General features: G+C 69.4%; 3 protein-coding genes. All 3 read right to left on the bottom strand.

Features of this window, described 5'->3' with window-relative positions:
• Positions 1–546, bottom strand: a 546-nt coding sequence (locus Q7T09_RS05470; protein WP_304698276.1) for an enoyl-CoA hydratase/isomerase family protein, incomplete at its 3' end; no start/stop codon positions are given.
• A 61-nt stretch (positions 547–607) separates the two neighbouring features.
• On the bottom strand, positions 608–1,291 hold the full coding sequence (locus Q7T09_RS05475) for a Fe2+-dependent dioxygenase (RefSeq protein ID WP_304698278.1): 684 nt from the start codon (positions 1,289–1,291) through the stop codon (positions 608–610).
• A 73-nt stretch (positions 1,292–1,364) separates the two neighbouring features.
• Positions 1,365–3,824 carry a TonB-dependent siderophore receptor gene (locus tag Q7T09_RS05480; protein WP_304698280.1) on the bottom strand — a complete coding sequence of 820 codons (2,460 nt, stop codon included), beginning with the start codon at positions 3,822–3,824 and terminating at the stop codon, positions 1,365–1,367.
• Between the last annotated feature and the right edge of the window lie 254 nt (positions 3,825–4,078).

The following is a 4,078-nucleotide window of genomic DNA, read 5'->3' on the forward strand; positions in this document are numbered from 1 at the left end:
GTTGAGCAGGCCGAGCGCCTTGGCCTCCTCGGCCAGGACCATGCGGCTGGTGAGGATCAGGTCGGCGGCCGCCGCATAGCCGACGATGCGCGGCAGGAAGAAGCTCATGCCGGAGTCCGGCGACAGGCTGCGCTCGACGAATGTGGTCTTGAAGCGGGCGTGCTCGGAGCCGATGCGGATGTCGCAGGCGAGCGCCGCGCTCATGCCGGCCCCGGCGCAGACCCCGTTGATGGCGCCGATCACCGGCTTGTCGAAGTCGTGGAACAGCTTGGCCCAGTGGCCCACCCAGCCGAGATCGTCCAGTCGATCGTTCTGGGCGGTGGAGGCGACGGGGACCGGCCCGGTGAGGTCCGCGCCCGAGCAGAAGCCCCGCCCCGCGCCGGTGAGGATCACCGCCCGGATCTGGTCGTCCGCGCGGGCGGCGGCGAAGGCCGCGTGCGTATCTTCGCGCAGCTCGCCATTAATGGCGTTCAGCTTGTCGGGCCGGTTGAGGGTGACGATCCCCACATGGCCGGACGTCTCATAGGTGATGGCCTGGTAGGTCATGAACGCCGCTCCCTGCTTTTTTCCGACCCTCACGTCCGGGAGCCGGGGTGGCAAGGGCGATCTACAGCTCCGACCACATCCGCAGCAGGTTGTGATAGGCGCCGGTGAGGGAGACCACGGCGGGGTCGCCCAGGCCGCTTTGGCCGGCCACCCGCTGGATGGCCAGGTCCATGTCGAACAGCAGGGCCCGCTGGGCGTCCTGGCGCACCAGGCTCTGGATCCAGAAGAAGCTGCCCACCCGCTCGCCGCGGGTGATGGGCTCCACCCGGTGCAGGCTGGAGGCGGGATAGAGGATGAGGTCGCCGGCCGGCAGCTTCACCTCGTGGGCGCCGAAGGTGTCCTCGATCACCAGCTCGCCGCCATCATAGGTCTCGGGCTCGGCCAGGAAGAGGGTGGCCGAGAGGTCGGTGCGGATCCGGACCCCCGTGTCGCGATGGAAGCGCAGGGCGTTGTCGATGTGGTCGCCGAAGGCCTGGCCGCCGCCATAGCGGTTGAACAGCGGCGGATAGACCGTGTGCGGCAGGGCCGCCGACATGAAGAGCGGATTGCGGGTCAGGGCCTCGCGGATCAGCACCCCGGCCTCGTGGGCGGCCGGCGAGTCCTCGGCCAGCTGCAGGTTGTCCTTGGCCAGAGCCGACTGGGCGCCGGAGGTGGCGTTGCCGTCGGCCCAGTCGCCGGCGTCGATGAGGCCGCGGACCTTGGCCACCTCGGCGGGGTTCAGCAGACCGGGGACTTGCAGGAGCATTTCATCATCCTAGACGAAAGGGCGCCCCGTCCGCGAGGGACGGGGCGCGAGGCCTACCGGTTCAGGGGGAGGATCAGAACCGGTAGCTGACGCTGGCGGTGGCGGTGCGGCGGTCCCCCGGGGTGGACCAGCCGTTGTTGCGGCCGCGGACGTAGTAGACCTCGTCCAGCAGGTTGTTGACGTTGAGCCGCAGCTCCAGGCCGGGCCTGGGGGTCCAGGCGATCGTCGCCCGATGCACCCAGTAGGCTTCGGAGGTCACCAGGGGGATGGTGGTGCGGGCCGGCGGGACCGAGCCGGTGATCTGGCCGTGCTGGGTCAGGAAGTATTCGCCCTGATAGGTCACGCCGTAGCCCACCTGGACATCGCGGGGCAGGTCATAGGTGGTGAACAGGCTGAAGGCGTGGTCGGGCACGCTGGTGAGCGGGTCGCCCTTGGTGAAGTCCAGTCCGGCGCGGGCGGCGAAACGCGATACCCCCTGCAAAACCTCGGTGTCCAGCCAGGTGTAGTTGGCGAAGATCGCCCAGGCCTCGGTGAGCTTGCCCGACAGCCCCAGGGCCACCCCGGTCACCCGGGCCGAACCGTCCAGCTGCTGGTCGGGCACGGTGGGGTCGCCCGAGGCCACCTTGTAGTTGGTGCGGTCGTTGCGGAAGAGGGCGGCGGTCAGGGAGAGACGGCCGTCGATGTCGAGCTTGCCCCCCACCTCGATGTTCTCGGCCTCCTCCGGATCGACCTTGCAGGTGGCCAGCGCGCAGGCGCCCGAGCCGTTCACCGTGGCCTGGGAGGGGGTCTGGGAGTTGCCGTAGGCCACATAGAGGCTGGAATTGGGGGTCGGCTTGAACACCACCCCCAGGCGGTAGGTGAAGAGGGTCTCGTCGCTCTTGAACAGCGGCCCCTGGCCCGAGAACACCCCGCCGGGGGCGCCGGCCAGGGCCGGTCCGGGCGCCGTGCCGCCGGAGGGATTGGGCAGGTAGCCGGCCGACGTATAGTAGGCCGAGATGTTCTCCCCGGCATTGTGCTCCCAGCGCACCCCGAAGTTCACCGACCAGCGGTCCGACAGGGTGATGTTGTCGAACAGATAGACCGCCTGGTTGGCGCGTTCGCCGTCCTGGGCGCCGGCCGGGAAGGTGAGCGGCGTGCCGGAGGGCGCGGCCCCGCCGCCCTGGATGAAGGCGTAGGCCCCGGCATAGGTGGTGTTGGGGTTGGCGATGCTCATCGGCGGCAGGGCCACGGCGGTCCCGTTCGCATTGCGCAGGACATTGCCGTTGGTGAGCTCGAAGGTCTCCGACAGCAGGGCCACGCCCAGCACCGCGTCGTGCTCCAGGCCGGCGATCTCGCCGCGCCAGCTGAAGTCGGTCTGGTTGTAGAGCAGGGTGTTCTCGCTGTCGCGATAGGTCCCCCGCGGCCCGCTGGGCTGGTAGAGGCCCGGCGCCGGATCGCTGGCCAGGCAGGCGGTGAAGCCGGTGAGGTTGGTGGCGGTGGTGGACTGGCTCCAGGCGGCGGGCTTCTGGCCGTTGGCCAGGCACCAGGTCCCCTGGGGCGGATCGACGATGGTCAGCTGGGTGACCTTCTGGGCCCGGGTCAGGTTGCGCAGGGTCAGACCGTCGCCGAAGTCGTGGTCGATGATCCCGGTGAGGATGTCGACCGTCTGCTCCTGGGTGTCGATGTTGGAATAGCCGTAATAGGTCGACGGATCGACGCCGGGGAGGGGCCGGCCGTTGTAGAACGGGACGCCGTACTGGGGCGTGTTCTTGTCCTCCTGGTGGACATAGAGCGCCGTGAACTGGGTCGGGCCGTCCAGGCCGATGACGATCGACGGCGCGATCCCCCAGCGCTCGAAGGACTCCACGTCGCGGCCCGGGGCGTCGTTGCGGTGGACCATGAGGTTGAGCCGCACCGCGACGCTGTCGGAGACCTTGTGGTTGGTGTCCAGGGTCGCCCGGTAATAGGAGTCCAGGCCCAGGGCGCCGGTGACCGTGGAGCTGTCGCGCGCGTTCGGACGCTTGCTGACGATATTGATGGTCCCGCCCACCGAGCCCGCGCCGGAATAGACCGAGTTGGCGCCGTTGGTGACCTCGATCTGCTCGAGGTTGAAGGGATCGGAGCGGCTATACTGGGCGCTGTCGCGGACCCCGTCGATGGTCAGGTCGTTATTGGCCGAATAGCCCCGCAGGTTGATGCTGTCGCCGAAGCCGCCGCCACCCTCGCCGGCCCCGAAGGTGATGCCCGGCACCGTCGAGAGGATGTCGCGCAGGGACAGCAGGTTCTGGGCCTCGATCACGCCGCGCGGCACCACGGTGACGGTCTGCGGATGGTTCAGCGGCTCGGCGGTCAGCTTGACGTTGTCCAGCGCCTTGCGGCGGCCCTGCACGTCCAGGGTGGAGACGGTGGCGCCGCCGTCATCGGCGGCGGCCATGGCGCCGTCGTCGGCGGCCTGGGCCACGCCCCCCAGGGACAGCCCCGCCGCCCCGGCCACGGCCGCGCAGGTCAGGGCGCGCTTGGCGCGTGCGGAAACCCCGTTTCGAACTCTTTGCATAGCCACCCGTCCTGCTCGACGCCCCCCGGGCGCCTACTGCGATTGCGATGCATTCCTAGAATGCGCCTCGCGCCTTAGCAATGAGAATTATTCTCAACTAGCCTCGGGGGCCCTCAGGCCTCGGCCATCGCGCGGTGCATCGCGCGCCGACGGGCGCGGCGGCGCAGCCACATCACCAGGCCGGTGATCGACAGCACCACGGGCGCGATCCCGCCCAGGACGATGATGGTCTGCCAGACGATCCCCATGTCGGC

Source organism: Phenylobacterium sp., assembly GCF_030645195.1.
GTDB lineage: Bacteria > Pseudomonadota > Alphaproteobacteria > Caulobacterales > Caulobacteraceae > Phenylobacterium.

Bases quoted from the DNA above. Each gene is read 5' to 3' on its own strand.
- Q7T09_RS05475 (WP_304698278.1), bottom strand. From the start codon at position 1,291: ATGCTCCTGCAAGTCCCCGGTCTGCTGAACCCCGCCGAGGTGGCCAAG.
- Q7T09_RS05480 (WP_304698280.1), bottom strand. From the start codon at position 3,824: ATGCAAAGAGTTCGAAACGGGGTTTCCGCACGCGCCAAGCGCGCCCTG.